We start from the raw sequence: 15,746 nt of genomic DNA, 5'->3' as shown, positions 1-15,746 counted from the left end.
GGTAATGACTCCAACTTATTGATAGTGTTTTATGTTCAGATAATGCCCGATGACTTTGTCATGCAGCTCCACCGATTTTGAGAACGACAGCGACTTCCGTCCCAGCCGTGCCAGGTGCTGCCTCAGATTCAGGTTATGCCGCTCAATTCGCTGCGTATATCGCTTGCTGATTACGTGCAGCTTTCCCTTCAGGCGGGATTCATACAGCGGCCAGCCATCCGTCATCCATATCACCACGTCAAAGGGTGACAGCAGGCTCATAAGACGCCCCAGCGTCGCCATAGTGCGTTCACCGAATACGTGCGCAACAACCGTCTTCCGGAGCCTGTCATACGCGTAAAACAGCCAGCGCTGGCGCGATTTAGCCCCGACGTATCCCCACTGTTCGTCCATTTCCGCGCAGACGATGACGTCACTGCCCGGCTGTATGCGCGAGGTTACCGACTGCGGCCTGAGTTTTTTAAATGGCGGAAAATCGTGTTGAGGCCAACGCCCATAATGCGGGCGGTTGCCCGGCATCCAACGCCATTCATGGCCATATCAATGATTTTCTGGTGCGTACCGGGTTGAGAAGCGGTGTAAGTGAACTGCAGTTGCCATGTTTTACGGCAGTGAGAGCAGAGATAGCGCTGATGTCCGGCGGTGCTTTTGCCGTTACGCACCACCCCGTCAGTAGCTGAACAGGAGGGACAGCTGATAGAAACAGAAGCCACTGGAGCACCTCAAAAACACCATCATACACTAAATCAGTAAGTTGGCAGCATCACCGAAATACCGTTGTCCGCCAGGGCACGCATAAACTCTTTCGGGTAGGTCGCCGTCTGATCGCAGGTACGGAAATATTCTTCCGGGAAATTGCTGGTAATCAGTTCTCGAATACTGGCAAGCAGCAGTTCTTGTTCTTCAGTTAAAGAAAAGTCCATCAGGGTACTCCTTTTAATTGGCGGCGACGGGTAATACAAAACCCATCGAGGCATCGATAAATAATCTTTCGTCCATCAGCTTCAGATTTGGCGAAATAATTGGCGTGAAATCCATCTTGTCCAGGATGTCTTCCTGTAAAGAGACTCCCGGTGCAATTTCGATTAAATGAAGACCATCTGCTTTTAACGTAAATACAGCGCGTTCAGTGATGTAACGCACATCAAGTCCACGTTCGAGAGCAATTTTTCCGCTGAAAGTCACTTCAGGTAATTCGTTGACGAATTTTTTCACCCGACCTTCCTGCACAATATTTAACTTGCCATCGGCAACTTCCGTTTTCAGACTTCCGGCAGTTAACGTGCCGCAGAAAATAATTTTTTTGGAGGTGGCGCTAATATCGATAAAACCGCCGGTACCCATGATTTTGCCATTGAATTTGTGTACGCCGACGTTGCCGTGGCGATCGACTTCGGCAAAACTTAAATAGCACACGTCCAGTCCACCACCGTGATAGAAGTCAAACTGGGAGGTCATATCCAGAATGGCGCGGGTGTTGACGTTGGCGCCGAAAGCAATACCTTGAGAGGTGATGCCGCCAATCGGACCCGTTTCGACTGTCAGAATAAAATCGTCAGCACAGCCTTCTTCGCGCGCGACGAGGCCAATGCCATCGGCAATGCCTACGCCAACGTTGCCGACCGCACCTTTGCGCATTTCAAACAGGGCGCGTCTGGCCACCAGTTTACGCTGATTGAGCGGCAGGGCAGTCTGTTGGCTGTCATCGAGAACAAAATCGCCAGAGATAAAGCGGTTAACCGGCGCGCCACCATACAGTTGCGTTTGGTCGGGGTCGATGACCACAATATCGACCAGATAGCCGGGAATACGCACCGATTTCGGATGCAACGTGGCTTTCTTCACCATCTTTTGCACCTGCATCATAACGATGCCACCGTTATTGTGTACGGCCTGGGCAATCACCAGCGCATCAAGATACATCACTTCATCTTCAAAGGTGGCGTAGCCTTCACTGTCGCAAGTGGTGGCGCGAATAAAGGCGATGTTTGGCGCAATGGCTTTGTAATACAGGTACTCTTTGTTATCAATTTCCACCAATTTGATCAGATCTTCGGTGGTCACTTCATTCAGCTTACCGCCCTGTTGGCGAGGGTCAACAAATGTACCGATGCCGATATCACTCAGGATCCCCGGCTGGTGAGCCGCCGATGCACGCAGGGTTTGGGTTAATACGCCCTGAGGATAGTTATAGGCGGCAATTTTATTTTGTTCAGCCAGATCGGAGATTCGCGGTGATTGTCCCCAGTGTCCGCATAATGCCCATTTGACTAAACCTTCCTGTGCCAGTGGGCTAATTCCCCGGTCGGCACGGTCACCCAAACCTGTAGGACTAATCAACGCTAAATTTCGCGGTGACTGTGAGTTTTTATATTTTTCAGCCAGTGCATTAATTAATGTTGTTGCTTCGAGAATCCCCCCTCCAGCACCTAATACACAAAGCGTTGCTTCATCAGGAATATAATTGACTGCATCTGCAGCGGATAATACGGGTACCCGACCATCTATACGATTTGGCCTTGAAAATTTCATGTGAACTCCAGATTATATGCGTGCGACTACCTGTCGCTATATTCGACAATAATATTGTGAGTTATTTAATAACGCTTGATTACCGGCCAGATATCCGTGGTTAGACGAATATCTGGGGTAGGGCATTACTGATATTTATATGGATATATCTGTAATTAAGCCTGATGCAATATTGTCAATACAGTACGCAGGTCGGTGACCGAAATTTGTCCTGGTGCGGAGGCTTTTTTTACTGCCCCAAAGGTTGCCGCTGAACCGAAAACCTCACCAGACAGACGTGAAATCACCCCTGTTTTAGCCATCGACATGGTGATTATCGGGCGATCGGCATAGCGTTCTTGCATTTCCAGCGTGGCACTAAGCAGCGTCAGAACATCCGTTTTATTTTGCGGCATCAAGGCAATCTTGGGGATATCTGCACCCAGCTCCTGCATTTTACGCAGGCGCTGGACAATCTCTTCCGCGGCTGGTGTCTTATGAAAATCGTGATTGGACATAATCACAAAGACATTTTTCGCATGCGCATGCTTGACGGTCGCTTTGACCAGTTCGTCACCGGTAAACAGTTCCAGATCGATCATATCCACCAGACTGCTGTCTACCGCCGCGCGGTTAAGTGCAATATAGTGCTCGACAGACAGAGCCTGTTCACCGCCTTCTTTGGCGCTACGGAAGGTGAAAAGCAGTGGTTTGTCAGCCATCACATCGCGGATGGTGCGCGCAGCTTCCAACACCGTCTCAATGGAAGAGACATCGGCGAAATGGTCTACGCGCCATTCCAGAATGTCGAAATCCGCTTCGCGATAGGCCAGCGCTTCGCTTTTTACCGTTGCGATGTCTTTACCCATCAGCGAGACAATGATCTTCGGCGCACCCTCGCCAATAACGAGGTTTTTTACGGTTACGGTTTTCATTGATTACCCTTTAACTATTGTACAAATGCTTGCCCGTCAGGCGGCAAAACCCATAACCTGTTTCACATACTCCAGTGGGAAATCTTTCCCGGTCCAGAGCTTGAACTGTTCAGCCCCTTGCCACAACAACATGCCGTAACCATCAATTGTTTTGCAACCAGCACTTTGTGCCTGCTGCAATAATTTGGTCATATGCGGGTTGTAGACGCATTCGGTTACCAGCAGTTCCGGACGCAGCAGGGAAGCGTCGGTCACGAGAGATTCATTTTCCAGCGGCTTCATGCCGACTTTAGTGCCGTTGGTCAAAATATCTGCGCTGGCAAGTGCGTCAGCAAAAGCCTGGCGATCGGCGAGATCGATAACGGTGACCACGCAGTCGGTGTTTTCATTGACGCGTTTGGCAAACTCCTGCGCTTTGGCAAAAAACTCATCCTGGCGGTTAAAGAGTTTAATTTCTTTGATGCCTTCAATCGCTGCCTGTGCACCAATAGCCGTCGACGCACCGCCTGCGCCCAACAGTACCATGGTTTTACCTTTGATATCGAAACCACTTTCCTTAATTGCACGAATATGGCCCGTGCCATCGGTATTGTAACCGCGCAGGTAACCATCATCATTGACGATAGTGTTAATTGCGCCGACCAGCTTGGCTGCGGGTGTTAATTCATCAACATACTCACATGCCAGCTGCTTGTTGGGCATTGAGACCCCGGTACCCCGCATCTTTAAGGCCTTCAGCCCGGCAATGGCATTAGCAAACGTTGAGTTATCAACTTCAAATGCCATGTAAGTGAATGGCAATCCCGCTTTTTCTAATGCCTTATTTTGCATTTCAGGCGACAGACTGTGTCTGATAGGGTAAGCCATCAAACCAATCAGTTCATATTTAGCAGTTACGTCCATTTGATACTCCTTCTAAACAATTTATTGAAAATAACGCTCGCCCAACCGCACATCATTTTTGGGGATATCAAATACGCGGTAGTAACGAATAAAGACGATGATGGCGGTGACAAAAGCCAACAGAGCAAATGCAAGGTCCAGCAAAATAATGTATTGCAGACCAATGTTAGAGAGGTATCCGGTGATTAATGGGATAATAAAGTTGGCTACGCCACCCATCATCATATAAATACTGGTGACTTTGGCCTTGCTCTTGGGAAAGAACTCCGACATCACCGAAACACCGAGCTGTAAAATACCGCCAGCGGCAGAGAATCCAATGAGAAATGAACCGGCGTTACATACCAGCGGAGATGGGTATAAATAGATCACGGCTGCGGTGATGGTTGCCAGTCCGGCATTAAATACATTCGCCCAAATAGGCCGTACCCATTTTTTCAACAGTGCGGCAAAGATAAATACGCAGACCAACGACCCCATACTGTAGTAAGAGATTGTTTTCAGTGCGTCGGATTCTGCCATACCGGCAAAGGCCATCGCATATTTCGGCATCCAGACCACGATGACGTAAAAAGTCGAAAAGGCAGCAACACCAAACATGACGGATGCCACACCTTCCAGCCAGACCAACGGTTTACTGTTCATCTGTGGCAGATCTTTCGCGATGCCGGCATCCACCATCTGGCTGGGGAAACGACTTTTTAGCAGCATCAGGGTAATGACTACAAACAACGCACCCGGGATAATGACCGCATAACCGTACCAGATATGGTTGAGCAGCATGGTGCTGACGACGATGGGGTAGATCATCTGCCCAAACGAGACCATAGCTTTCACCAGGATAACGGCTGAGCCAGAGGCTTTAGGGAAGCATTCCATTAACGCCGGGTACCCACCGGTATCCAGTGCCGAGTTTGCCACGCCAACGCAAACGGCCAGAATAAAGGCAATCATCAGATTAGGGCTGGCGGGAATACCGAAGAAGAACAGTATATAAAGAATAGCCCCTAACAGAATGATAGCCCGACGACCAAATTTATCTGAGAGCACACCAAAGAATAAGATGCTCACCAGTCGCCCCAGACCAATGCCTGAAATCAAATAGGCAATTCCTGCATTATCTGTGGAAAACTTTTCTGCAAGAGAGGTCATATTTTGCGCCAGTGTAATGACGCTAATGCCGTGTAGGAAATAACTTAAATAAATACAGGTTATCGCCAAAAGAAATGGCGTATTAAAGGTCTTGCTTTGAGACATTTTCACAACTCCTTGCGGATTTTAAAATTGTTCTGTGCTCGTCGATATTGTTTAAATTGCGGCGACCTTGTAATTAATATACCGGGCGGCAGCCACAGAACCTACATAGCATGGCGTTTAAGTTACCAGGTATATTGCATAACACACTGTGAAATTGAACTCTGCCAGCCGGTGTTTTGCTTATGTTTTAAAATAAATGCCAATTATTTTGCAGAAGGGGGGAACAATATTGCATCCACGCTATTCTACGGCTTGTATCATTTTTAGCTGATGCTTTGACGCGATGTGGCTGCGATAACCAATAAATAACGCCAACAGGAACCCAACAGCAGCTATGCCAGTATCAAGCCACATGATGTGAGCAATACTGGTTTCTGAGAGTTTTGCTGTTATCAATGGAATAGTGAAGGTCGCAATGCTGCCCGCACTGTAGTATATACCGGTCGCTTTACCCTTCGCATGCGGAAAGCGTGCGGCCATGAGCGTTAAACCGATTTGCACAACGCCCCCAGCGGAAGAAAAACCGATGACAAATGCAAAGATAATGACCACGTAGGGTGTCGGATGCAGACAAACCATCAACAGTGCGACAAATGAGATAAACGTATACAGCATCAGCATCGATGTCGCGCGTTCTGCTTTTCGCGCCAGCGGGGCGGTGATCAGCACGCACAGTAGAGAGCCGCAGGTATAAATGCTTAACAGTTTGATAGATAACGTATAGGACATTCCTGCGACAAACTGTCCGTATTGCGCCAGCCACTGGCTTACCAGGTAAAATGTTGCCATTGCGATGTAGCCGTACAGGGTGTAACTGGCAAGGTCGAGCAGGGAGCAACGATGTTCAGGTTGTGCGGTTTCTCGTTCTGCAGGTTGTGCCCGGATGACGATATGAGGCCCTGGGTGTGGAGGAAACCGACAGCGAAACAAAAACACGCCGTTGAGTATCATAACGGCAGCCGCCAGCAGGAAGGACCAGCCAAACCAAAGTTCGGCCCACACCAGCAGGCTGATGATCATTGGCAGCAGGAACTGACCGCTGGAGACGAAGGCTTTTATCAAAATATTGGCCGTGCTGGGGGAACGGGGGAATGCCTCCATCAGGCTGGGATAGGTTCCGGCATCGAGAAAACTGTTTGCCATTCCTGCTAAAAAACCAAAAGCATAGGCAAGAAAAATACTGTGAGTATTGATGATGCCAATAAAGAAAATCAGGTAGCAGGTCATACCAAGGATAATAAATGGTCTGCGACCGTAGCGATCGGAAAGCATCCCTGCCACTAATAAAACGCTTAAGCGGCCGATGCCGAGTGAGGAAATAACAATCGAGACGCCCGCAGCATTGGTTTGCCACTGTTGTTCCAGCGAAGACATATTGAGGCTCATCAGAATGACCCCCATACCGTGCACAAGGTAATTTAGGTACAGCCCTATCGCAGTGGAGAAATAGGTGTTTTTCATAATGTGTTACTCAGCGAAGAGGCTAAATAGGTATGGCGTTGCAATCTCTTAACACATACGCTCAAGATCGTGAGCATAGAGTTCAACAGCAGCTGACTGATAGATTTTCCAGTCGAGAAAACCATCGTGGTGATAAACCGCCTGAAAAGCGTTCAGATCGGGGAAAAAACGCATGGTGTTATTACCGATACGATTATTTATTTTGTCGATAATTGCATTAATTCTTAACTTCCTCCTGGCTTTCATTTCTGAACAAATGCGGATGATGTCTTCTGGAATTTCTCTTTCACCCTTTTCCCATTGCTGCCAGGCGGCAACATTGTTATCGCGCGCGATATACCTGGCGCTTTCTTCCACCGTCATAGCAAAAATATGGCGGATCGCCTGTAGTTCTAATGCGTTCATTATTTGGTCACTTCATAAAAGACGGTGGAATAGTAATAACATTGCTGTGGATATTTCTGCTTGAAGAGAGTCACAGTATTTTGTGCAATATTATTTGTTCCTTGACGGGGAAGATAATGTGTTGGTGCGTTAAGGTTGGTGGAGTGGCGCGCGAAGGACAAAAAAAAGCCCATCGTGGGAGATGGGCAAAGACTACACACAGCAATTCGTTGTTTCACTCAGGGGATTTCCATGCTTATAAATCAATGTGTTGATCTAAAGCCATGGGCTAATAGTAGGCATAGTGATTTTTTACGTCGATCAGATTCATCTCAATAGTTTAAAAACTGTAAAGAATTTGCGACACAAATGATTATTTAAAGAAGGGCGAGGTTGGGTCTAATCCCGCAAGAGGGAGGATTGATTAGTATTGTTAAACAATCAGGCGGCGCTGCCGCCTGATGTTGGATTACTTATTGCGTTCGATTTCAGCAATTTCTTCGAGGATTTCATCCGGATTGGTACCTGGCGCAGGGGCTTCGTTTACCCAGGCGGAAAACAGACGCCAGGAAACGGCCAGCACTACTGGACCGATAAACAGACCAATCATGCCGAAGGCAATCAGTCCGCCGATGACCCCGGAGAGAATCAGGATCAGTGGCAAATCGGCACCCATACGAATCAGCATCGGTCGAATAACGTTATCCAGCGTTCCGACTACGCCGCTCCAGACCAGCAGAACCGTGCCCCAGGTTGAATCACCCGTCCAGTACAGCCAGATAATGGCCGGAATCAGCACCGGCAACGGCCCCAGTTGCACCAGACAAGACAGGATCATCAATACCGCCAGCAGCGTGGCGTAAGGCACGCCGGTTACCGCTAGACCAATTCCCCCGAGCACTGCCTGCACCAGAGCGGTGACCACAACGCCTAATGCGACGGCGCGAATGGCTTGCGCGGCCAGCAGAATGGCAGCATCGCCACGTTTTGAGGCAAGACGGCAAGCGAAGTGACGAATACCTAATGCGACCTGTTCACCGCGCCAGTACAACAGGGCACTGAACAGCAGCATCAGACCACAGTGCATCATAAAGCGGCCGATATGCGCGGCCTGACCGACAAACCAGGTGGTGGTGGTACCGATATAAGGACGAACCTTGGCCATAATGGCCGAACCGCCCATATCCAGTAAACTGTGCCATGCGCCATACATTTTGGCACCCACCAGTGGAATGCTGTTCAACCAAGCCAGATCCGGTAGCGTCATATCACCTGCGGTTACGGCATGGATCAGCGGCCCGCTGCCATCGACGATACTGTTAACCAGCAGCGCGATAGGGATGATGAACAACAGCACTAACAACAGTGTCATCACCAGTACGGCAAGTGAACGACGTCCCCAGAGCAATTTTTGTAAGCGTAGCAGGATAGGCCAGGTCGCAATGACAATCGTACCTGCCCAGGCAAAACCGAGGATAAAGGGCTGAACAATCCAGAGACAGGCCACAATCAGGATGGCTAAAAACAGCACCGATAGCAGCACTTGTGCAATATCCCTGGGCTGACGGAAATTTACCATAAATACTTTTCACCTTTGTCTTTGCGCCAGAACGTTGACGCGACGTGAACACGTTAATCACACTCTATAATGATGAGCAATTTCAGCGGTTTTGAACAGGCGGATTCTGCCTGTAAATCTGCTGAGCGTATTAGAAAAAAATGTGATACAACAAACAAAGCAACACGCAAACGATTAAATTCACAACACAGACCGCAGGAAAGGGTCACTATAATGATTCCACAAATTTCTCAGGCGCCAGGTGTCGTTCAGCTGGTGCTCAATTTTTTGCAGGCGCTGGAGCAGCAAGGATTCACGGGTGATACGGCAACGAGCTATGCCGATCGTCTGACAATGTCGACGGATAACAGTATTTATCAGCTGCTTCCTGATGCTGTCGTTTTCCCTCGTTCAACCGCAGATGTGGCGTTAATCGCCCGTCTGGCGGCAGAACCGCTATTCTCGTCGTTGATTTTTACCCCGCGCGGCGGCGGCACCGGGACCAACGGTCAGGCGCTGAACCAGGGCATTATTGTTGATATGTCCCGCTATATGAGCCGGATTATTGAAATCAACCCGCAAGAAGGTTGGGTGCGGGTAGAAGCCGGGGTGATAAAAGACCAGCTCAACCAGTTTCTGAAGCCATATGGCTATTTCTTTGCCCCGGAATTATCCACCAGTAACCGGGCAACGCTCGGCGGGATGATCAACACCGATGCGTCCGGGCAAGGATCGTTGGTTTACGGTAAAACTTCCGATCATGTGTTGGGCATCCGTGCGGTGCTGATGGGCGGTGATATTCTGGATACCCAGCCCATGCCGGTCGAGCTTGCCGAAATGCTGGGTAAAAGCAATACCACGATTGGCCGTATCTATAAGACCGTTTATGAGCGTTGTCGTGATAACCGACAGCTGATCATGGATAAATTCCCGAAACTTAATCGCTTCCTGACGGGTTACGATCTGCGGCACGTCTTTAACGATGAGATGACCGAATTTGATTTAACCCGCATTCTTACCGGCTCTGAAGGTACGCTGGCGTTTATCACCGAAGCCCGCCTTGATATCACGCCACTGCCCAAAGTCAGACAGTTGGTTAACGTTAAGTACGATTCGTTTGATTCGGCGTTGCGTAACGCGCCGGTGATGGTGGAAGCGCGCGCATTGTCGGTAGAAACCGTCGACTCCAAAGTACTCAATCTGGCGCGTGAAGACATCGTCTGGCACTCGGTAAGCGAACTGATTACCGATGTCGCGGATAAAGAGATGCTGGGCCTGAATATTGTCGAGTTTGCCGGTGACGACGAAACCTTGATTAATTCGCAAGTCAGCGCACTCTGCGAACGCCTGGATGGGTTAATCGCTCGCCAGGAAGCGGGCGTTATTGGCTGGCAGCTATGTACCGAACTGGCGGGCGTCGAACGAATTTACGCCATGCGCAAAAAGGCTGTCGGTCTGCTGGGCAATGCAAAAGGTTCCGCGAAGCCCATTCCGTTCGCCGAGGATACCTGCGTTCCTCCGGAGCATCTGGCTGACTATATTGCCGAGTTTCGCGCGCTGCTCGACAGCCATGGTCTGAGTTACGGTATGTTCGGCCACGTGGATGCTGGCGTGCTGCACGTCAGGCCGGCTTTAGATATGTGCGACCCGCAGCAGGAAGTGCTGATGAAACGCATTTCTGATGATGTCGTCGCGCTGACGGCAAAATATGGCGGTTTGTTGTGGGGTGAGCACGGGAAAGGTTTTCGTGCGGAATACAGTCCGGCGTTTTTCGGTGATGAACTGTATCGTGAACTGCGCAAAGTGAAATCGGTGTTTGATCCGCAAAACCGGCTCAACCCCGGCAAAATCTGTCCACCGGAGGACGTTGATGCGCCGATGATGAAAGTGGACGCGGTGAAACGCGGAACGTATGACCGTCAAATCCCGCTGGCCGTACGCCAGGAGTGGCGTGGGGCAATGGAGTGTAATGGCAACGGGTTATGCTTTAACTTCGATGCGAAAAGCCCCATGTGTCCGTCGATGAAAATCAGCCTTAACCGTATCCATTCTCCGAAAGGGCGAGCTACGCTGGTACGTGAATGGCTGCGTCTGTTGGCCGATCGCGGGATCGATCCTGTGCAACTGGAAAAAGAGCTACCGGAGAAACGCGCCAGTTTACGCACGCTGATTACCCGTACCCGCAACAGCTGGCATGCACGCAAGGGCGAATACGATTTCTCGCACGAAGTAAAAGAGGCGATGTCAGGTTGCCTGGCGTGTAAAGCCTGTTCCACACAGTGTCCGATTAAAATTGATGTGCCGGAGTTCCGCTCACGCTTCCTGCAACTGTACCACACGCGTTATCTGCGCCCGTTGCGCGATCATATGGTGGCGACCGTTGAGAGCTATGCACCGCTAATGGCGCGGGCGCCTAAAACGTTTAACTTCTTCATCAATCAGCCGCTGGTGCGAAATCTGGCTAAAAAGCACATTGGAATGGTTGATTTACCGCTGTTGTCTGCGCCGTCGCTGCAACGCCAACTGGTGGGGCATCGTTCTGCCAATATGACGCTGGAACAGCTCGAATTACTCAGCCTCGAGCAAAAAGCCCGCACGGTGCTGGTGGTACAGGATCCGTTCACCAGCTATTACGATGCGCAGGTGGTGGCTGATTTTATACGTCTGGTAGAAAAACTGGGTATGCAGCCGGTACTGCTGCCGTTTTCGCCAAACGGCAAGGCGCAGCACATTAAAGGCTTTTTAAACCGTTTTGCCAAAACGGCGAAAAAGACATCCGAGTTTCTTAACCGGGTAGCGAAGCTGAATATTCCGATGGTGGGTGTTGATCCGGCGCTGGTGCTTTGTTATCGCGATGAATACAAGCTGGCGCTGGGAGAACAGCGGGGTGATTTCCATGTGCTGCTGGCCAACGAATGGTTATCAAAAACTGTGGAAACACAGCAGTCAGTCGCTGTTGGCGGTGAACCGTGGTACTTCTTTGGCCACTGTACCGAAGTGACGGCTTTACCGGGCGCGCCTGCACAATGGGCGGCTATTTTTGCTCGCTTTGGCGCAAAGCTGGAGAACGTCAGCGTGGGGTGCTGTGGTATGGCTGGCACTTACGGTCACGAAGTGAAGAATCACCAAAACTCATTGGGTATCTATGAGTTATCATGGCACCAGGCAATGCAACGATTGCCACGTAACCGTTGTCTGGCTACAGGGTACTCCTGTCGCAGCCAGGTTAAACGCGTTGAAGGTACGGGCGTTCGCCACCCATTACAGGCACTGCTGGAGATTATAGGATGATCTGGAAACGTGAAGTCACACTCGAGGCGCTCAATGCCATGGGTGAAGGAAATATGGTTGGGTTGCTCGATATTCGTTTTGTGCACATTGGCGACGATACGCTGGAAGCTACGATGCCGGTGGACCATCGCACCAAACAACCCTTTGGGTTGTTACACGGCGGCGCATCCGTGGTGCTGGCGGAAAGCATTGGTTCGGTAGCTGGCTACTTGTGTACTCAGGGTGAGCAGAAAGTGGTGGGCCTGGAGATCAACGCCAACCATATCCGTTCTGCACGGGAAGGGCTCGTCAGGGGCGTATGTCGCGCGTTACATACAGGTTCTCGTCACCAGGTGTGGCAAATAGAAATCTTCGATGAGCAGGGTCGATTGTGCTGCACGTCGCGTCTGACGACCGCAATTTTGTGATGCATATTGCTTTTGGTCATTATCTGCACAGGGAATGGTGTTATACTGTGCAGGTTTTGAACACAAGCGAGGATGATATGTCTACCCAATTAGACCCTGCCCAACTGGCAATAGAATTTTTACGTCGTGATAAAACCGATCTTTCACCGGCTCAGTACCTGAAAAGGCTGAAACAGCTTGAGCTGGAGTTTGCAGATCTGTTGGCGCTCTCTTCCACTGAACTGAAAGAAGAGATCTATTTTGCCTGGCGCATGGGCGTTCATTGATTCCGGTATGCTTATCGTAACGAAACCCCGACACGCGTTCGGGGTTATTTTTGCCTTAAATCTTCATTACCACTTCATCTCGCCGCTGTTAACTTTTGCACTTAGTTCCAGCGAGCTTACGTCTGCAAGGCCTGGCCATGCTGCCGTCATGGTTTTAATCACATAACCCGATCCTTTTTTCGCCCCTAGCGCCTGCTCAAACGACTGCAAATAGTCCTGGGTGAAGCGAATAGCTTTATCACCGGTTGGGCGGTCGCCAATGTAATGACCCGGTACCACCTGAGTGGGCTGTAAGCTCTGCATTTCGCTCAGTACGCTACGCCATGCACTACGTTGTTGTTCAGACTGTGTGTCCGCCGTCCAGACGTGAATACCTGAAGCCACGCCTGTGCCGCCAATAATGGCTCGATTCGCCGGGATCCAGATATACGCTGCATAATCGTTGGCGTGACGCAGTTCCAGCGTTTCGTCATCAACCGTGAACTGCGTTTGCGTAGTCGCCTGCGGAACGGTGAGCGATGTTGGTGCGCCGTCCTTCATTTGCGGGCCCCAGAACTGCAGCTTGGCCTCTTTGGTGGCGCGGATATGGTCTACCACCTGCGGCGTTGCCAGGACTTTTACCTGTGGGAAGGCCTCAACGATGGGCTGCAAACCAAAATAGAAATCCGGATCGCCGGAGGTGATCACAATAGCCTTCAGCGTTTTACCGCTGGCTCGAATCATTTGCACCAGTTGTTCGCCATCTTTGGTACTGAACTGGGCGTCAAACAAAATCGCCTCTTTTGGGCCAGACACCAGCGTCGAAGAAACCGGGAAAATAGCCTTATCCTGTGGATTATAGACGTCCAGCTGTAGTGGCGCGGCGAAAGCTGAAGACGCAAACAGAGGTAACAGCAGGGCCAGAGTTTTAACTTTCATACCAGGTAACCTTGTGCAGGAAATTGTCTTTTGATAGTTCCCGTATTTTAAGGATATTCGGATCTGTTAGAATTCCCTCATTAGGACATGCTGAGTTTCATAAAACGATCGGATGGGAACAATGGACAGAGTGATGGCGGCAACGGTATTCAACCATATCTGTGATTTGGGTAGCCTGAGCGCAGCCGCGCGTGCGTTGGGGCTTTCCCGTCCGATGGTCAGTCGTTATCTCGACGAGATGGAAAAATGGGCAGGCGCAAGGCTTATCCATCGCTCATCGCGTCGTTTGACGATCACGCCAGCGGGTGAAGAGGCATTAGTGAAAACACGTTCTCTGGCGCAACTTTCGCTGGATATTGGTGCCGCCAGTGCCGCGCAAATTCCCTCCGGCACGCTACGTGTAGCCTGCGCCCATTTTACCGCGATGCATATTCTTGCTCCGGTTCTGCCGACGTTTATGGCGCAATATCCGCAATTACGTATTGAGGTGGAGATCAATAATCAACCGGTAAGCCTTGTGGGGGAACGCATCGATGTGGCGATCCGCATAACAGATAATCCAGAGCCAGGGACTATTGCCCGTCGGTTGGGCGACTGTAAATCGGTGCTTTGCGCGTCTGCAGATTATCTGCATCAACATGGCACACCTGAGACAATCGACGATCTCACACGGCACAATTGCCTGTACTACAGCGGTTTTGCCGGGCAATCCTGGCACTTTTTGGATCCTCAGGGGCAGTCTGTCTCCGTTGCAATCAAAGGGAATTTGAGTGCAGGGATCTCTTCGCTGCTCTGCGAGTCGGCGGTGGCCGGAATGGGGATCGCGTTGGTGCCAGAGCTGGAGGCGCAGGAAGGGCTGGAGCAGGGAAAGCTAATTCGATTACTGCCAGAACTTCAACCTAAATGCCTGCCGATTTATGGTTTGTACCTTTCACGTGAACATCAACCCGCAGGGCTACGCCTGCTGCTGGACACGCTCAGTGAGGCACAGCGTTAAATATGTGATTGAACGCGTTTATAAAAGAGTCAAACCGCAATTAGTGTTAAAAAAAACTAATCGGTGTATGAGATTCTTCTTATCGCCCCTTCAAGAGCTAAGCCAATATGAGTGCCGGAGATAAGCGCCGGATGGGGCCGGAACCCTTAAGCCTGCCAGCAAGCAGACTTAAGGGTTTTTTGTTGTTTGTTTATTATTTGAATTGTTTTTCCCTACCTTCATCCCCACCTATCCTTTAAATAGACATTTTCTATACATCTTTTGTCATTTGACCTGACTGAACGATTGGATTTTCATAATCCATTATTAATCAATGCATTGAACAAAATAATCCATCCCTGTAAACCCTCGCTGCAGGGTCTATGCTTAGTAAAAGTAGTCAGAAAGGGCGATTAACCCGAATGCCCCTGCTGTTGAGGGGTTGAAGTGATAATCATTATCACTAACATGGTGTTATAGCTTAAAAGCTAGTGACTCGAGGTAACTCTATGGAATTGCATTCAGGAACATTTAACCCGGACGATTTTGCCTGGCGTGGGCTGACGTTAACGCCAGCGGCTGCGGCGCATATCCGTGAACTGGTGGCAAAGCAACCTGACATGTTGGGTGTGCGTCTAGGTGTGAAGCAAACAGGGTGCGCGGGATTCGGCTACGTGCTGGATACCGTCCGCCAACCCGAAAAAGACGATCTGCTGTTTGAAACGGAGGGCGCCAGACTTTATGTGCCGTTGCAGGCGATGCCGTTCATTGACGGTACAGAAGTCGATTTCGTTCGCGAAGGATTAAACCAGTTATTTAAATTTCATAACCCGAAAGCCCAGAACGAATGCGGCTGTGGCGAAAGTTTTGGGGTATAGG

At 50.0% G+C, this 15,746-nt stretch carries 14 protein-coding genes, 1 other RNA gene and 1 pseudogene; 5 read left to right on the top strand and 11 right to left on the bottom strand.

The window, feature by feature from the left end; translation table 11 throughout:
- Nucleotides 1-15: 15 nt before the first annotated feature.
- The 10 genes and pseudogenes from OGY67_RS06620 to ydiK form a co-directional block, all read right to left on the bottom strand.
- Nucleotides 16-713 (bottom strand): IS1-like element IS1B family transposase gene (locus OGY67_RS06620; protein ID WP_095033700.1). Its coding sequence is split into 2 segments (ribosomal slippage): nucleotides 16-464 and nucleotides 464-713, totalling 699 coding nucleotides; the frame shifts between segments, so codons are not numbered across the junction.
- Nucleotides 714-761: 48 nt separating this feature from the next.
- Nucleotides 762-923: pseudogene (locus OGY67_RS06615) on the bottom strand (acyl-CoA dehydrogenase); the annotation flags it as partial.
- A 13-nt stretch (nucleotides 924-936) separates the two neighbouring features.
- Nucleotides 937-2,532 carry an acyl CoA:acetate/3-ketoacid CoA transferase gene (locus OGY67_RS06610; protein ID WP_137377834.1) on the bottom strand — a complete coding sequence of 532 codons (1,596 nt, stop codon included), beginning with the start codon at nucleotides 2,530-2,532 and terminating at the stop codon, nucleotides 937-939.
- A gap of 155 nt (nucleotides 2,533-2,687) precedes the next feature.
- Nucleotides 2,688-3,446, bottom strand: a complete 759-nt coding sequence (gene aroD, locus OGY67_RS06605) for a type I 3-dehydroquinate dehydratase (protein ID WP_286573794.1) — start codon at nucleotides 3,444-3,446, stop codon at nucleotides 2,688-2,690.
- Between the two features lie 36 nt (nucleotides 3,447-3,482).
- Complete coding sequence (gene ydiB / locus OGY67_RS06600; RefSeq protein ID WP_003836604.1) at nucleotides 3,483-4,349, bottom strand: quinate/shikimate dehydrogenase; 867 nt, start codon at nucleotides 4,347-4,349, stop codon at nucleotides 3,483-3,485.
- Nucleotides 4,350-4,370: 21 nt separating this feature from the next.
- Nucleotides 4,371-5,606 carry an MFS transporter gene (locus tag OGY67_RS06595; protein WP_032943180.1) on the bottom strand — a complete coding sequence of 412 codons (1,236 nt, stop codon included), beginning with the start codon at nucleotides 5,604-5,606 and terminating at the stop codon, nucleotides 4,371-4,373.
- A 240-nt stretch (nucleotides 5,607-5,846) separates the two neighbouring features.
- Nucleotides 5,847-7,067: an MFS transporter gene (locus OGY67_RS06590; protein WP_103285111.1), complete on the bottom strand. Its 1,221-nt coding sequence runs from the start codon at nucleotides 7,065-7,067 to the stop codon at nucleotides 5,847-5,849.
- A 48-nt stretch (nucleotides 7,068-7,115) separates the two neighbouring features.
- Entirely contained in the window at nucleotides 7,116-7,472 is a 357-nt protein-coding gene (locus OGY67_RS06585; protein ID WP_008784601.1) for a YdiL family protein, read from the bottom strand.
- A 157-nt stretch (nucleotides 7,473-7,629) separates the two neighbouring features.
- Nucleotides 7,630-7,737, bottom strand: an RNA gene (gene rprA / locus OGY67_RS06580) — antisense sRNA RprA.
- Between the two features lie 183 nt (nucleotides 7,738-7,920).
- Nucleotides 7,921-9,030 (bottom strand): AI-2E family transporter YdiK, encoded by a 1,110-nt coding sequence (gene ydiK, locus OGY67_RS06575; protein ID WP_003832632.1) that lies wholly within the window; start codon nucleotides 9,028-9,030, stop codon nucleotides 7,921-7,923.
- A 213-nt stretch (nucleotides 9,031-9,243) separates the two neighbouring features.
- On the opposite strand from ydiK, the gene ydiJ reads away from it, so the two are divergent.
- From ydiJ to OGY67_RS06560, 3 genes are all read left to right on the top strand, one after another.
- The gene (gene ydiJ / locus OGY67_RS06570) at nucleotides 9,244-12,300 is read left to right on the top strand and encodes a D-2-hydroxyglutarate dehydrogenase YdiJ (protein WP_267452055.1); all 3,057 of its coding nucleotides are present in this window, start codon (nucleotides 9,244-9,246) and stop codon (nucleotides 12,298-12,300) included.
- On the top strand, nucleotides 12,297-12,707 hold the full coding sequence (menI, locus tag OGY67_RS06565) for a 1,4-dihydroxy-2-naphthoyl-CoA hydrolase (protein ID WP_008784603.1): 411 nt from the start codon (nucleotides 12,297-12,299) through the stop codon (nucleotides 12,705-12,707). The genes ydiJ and menI overlap by 4 nt, the downstream gene beginning before the upstream one ends.
- 77 nt (nucleotides 12,708-12,784) lie before the next feature.
- Nucleotides 12,785-12,973 (top strand): YdiH family protein, encoded by a 189-nt coding sequence (locus OGY67_RS06560; protein ID WP_003030540.1) that lies wholly within the window; start codon nucleotides 12,785-12,787, stop codon nucleotides 12,971-12,973.
- Nucleotides 12,974-13,039: 66 nt separating this feature from the next.
- Here OGY67_RS06560 and OGY67_RS06555 read toward each other — a convergent pair whose 3' ends face one another.
- Complete coding sequence (locus tag OGY67_RS06555) at nucleotides 13,040-13,891, bottom strand: Vmh family MBL fold metallo-hydrolase (protein WP_032943195.1); 852 nt, start codon at nucleotides 13,889-13,891, stop codon at nucleotides 13,040-13,042.
- Nucleotides 13,892-14,012: 121 nt separating this feature from the next.
- Between OGY67_RS06555 and OGY67_RS06550 the strand changes: the two genes are divergently transcribed.
- Both OGY67_RS06550 and sufA read left to right on the top strand, forming a co-directional pair.
- Nucleotides 14,013-14,888 (top strand): LysR family transcriptional regulator, encoded by an 876-nt coding sequence (locus tag OGY67_RS06550; protein WP_048214311.1) that lies wholly within the window; start codon nucleotides 14,013-14,015, stop codon nucleotides 14,886-14,888.
- 488 nt (nucleotides 14,889-15,376) lie between these two features.
- Entirely contained in the window at nucleotides 15,377-15,745 is a 369-nt protein-coding gene (gene sufA, locus OGY67_RS06545) for a Fe-S cluster assembly scaffold SufA (protein WP_003832645.1), read from the top strand.
- Nucleotide 15,746: the final 1 nt, after the last annotated feature.

The organism is Citrobacter sp. Cpo015, assembly GCF_030333035.1.
In the GTDB taxonomy this organism is placed as follows: Bacteria; Pseudomonadota; Gammaproteobacteria; order Enterobacterales; family Enterobacteriaceae; genus Citrobacter; species Citrobacter portucalensis.
This window is presented reverse-complemented; position numbering and strand designations above follow the sequence as displayed.